This window comes from Streptococcus mitis SK575 (assembly GCF_000257865.1).
GTDB lineage: Bacteria > Bacillota > Bacilli > Lactobacillales > Streptococcaceae > Streptococcus > Streptococcus mitis_CQ.
Map to the genome: position 1 here is coordinate 1 of NZ_AICU01000026.1, position 1,134 is coordinate 1,134.

Genomic DNA, 1,134 nt, shown 5'->3' on the forward strand with positions numbered 1-1,134 from the left:
AGCAAGAAGAGATGATGTATCTTGATGGGGGGGCTTATTTAAGTAAGAGTGATTGTCAAGGAATTTGTGCAGCTTTAGCTATGAGCCCAGGGACTTTTATAGCATTAGCTGGAGCTGCAGTTTTAACCAAAAAACTAATAAACTATATTAAAGTTGGAGGCCTTGGAGGTTGGCTTATTGGTGCAGCAGCAGGTGTATTGGCTGGGGCTGCAGGAAGAATAGCTTACTGTATTGGATATGGTGCTCTTAATAGAGGTTGTGATATTAACGGAAACCCCTATCCTTGGGATGGATTCATATCTGCGACAGTAAGATGAGTAATGTAGATAACATTCGAAAAATACATATTATCGTGTGGGGTGCCTATCTATTTTTATCATTAAGGGCGCCGTTAATTAGCAGTACTGAGTATTTCTTGCTTATTTTTTTAGCATTTATCTACTCAATAGTATCACTACCTCTATATTCTGTGAAAAATAAAATAGTATCTATCTGTCTAGCCATAAATTCGATTCTGTTAATGAGTTTTCCAATTTTAATCAATAAATTTTTCCCAGGAAACGTTTCTACTTATATCGTATTAATAAGTATTTTTATTCTGGAGTTCTTAATCTTTAATAAAATTGGTAGAGATTTTGATACTAGATTAGCTAGTGAATATAGGAAAATCAGTCAGTTTAAAAGTAAGATGTCTCAATCTCCTTGGATAAAATATTTAGAGATTTCTAGTTTTATATTAACTATATTTCCATTTATTCTTCATGGTACAGTTGATAATCGTGTATTGGCTCTTATCTTTTTGATAAAAATTTGTGTAGATACTACGATAAAGCTTCTATTAAACAGAATCTTTAATTCAAGTGAGATGATGAAAAGGAGGATATTTTCTCTTTTTGCACTAGATTTGATGGTCTATATATTTTTAAGTTATGTTTTAGTGATACAAAAAGACGGATATCTGTTTTCGATTCTACTAATTTTTTCTAATTTTTCAGTTCCATTTATCAAAGAAAAGGAATACGAATTATTTAAAAATAGCAAGTAATAGAAATATGGATTAAATCTTAGAACGGCTTAAAATCAGACATGATAAAGGAAAGCTATCTAGGTAACTAAGTGCTATAAACAAAGTTG

General features: G+C 31.4%; 2 protein-coding genes. Both read left to right on the forward strand.

What is annotated here, in order from left to right; translation table 11 throughout:
• On the forward strand, positions 1–317 hold a 317-nt coding region (locus HMPREF1048_RS05160; RefSeq protein ID WP_000300383.1), incomplete at its 5' end, for a hypothetical protein.
• Entirely contained in the window at positions 314–1,045 is a 732-nt protein-coding gene (locus HMPREF1048_RS05165) for a hypothetical protein (RefSeq protein ID WP_000072936.1), read from the forward strand. The genes HMPREF1048_RS05160 and HMPREF1048_RS05165, both read left to right, overlap by 4 nt.
• The last annotated feature ends 89 nt before the right edge of the window (positions 1,046–1,134 follow it).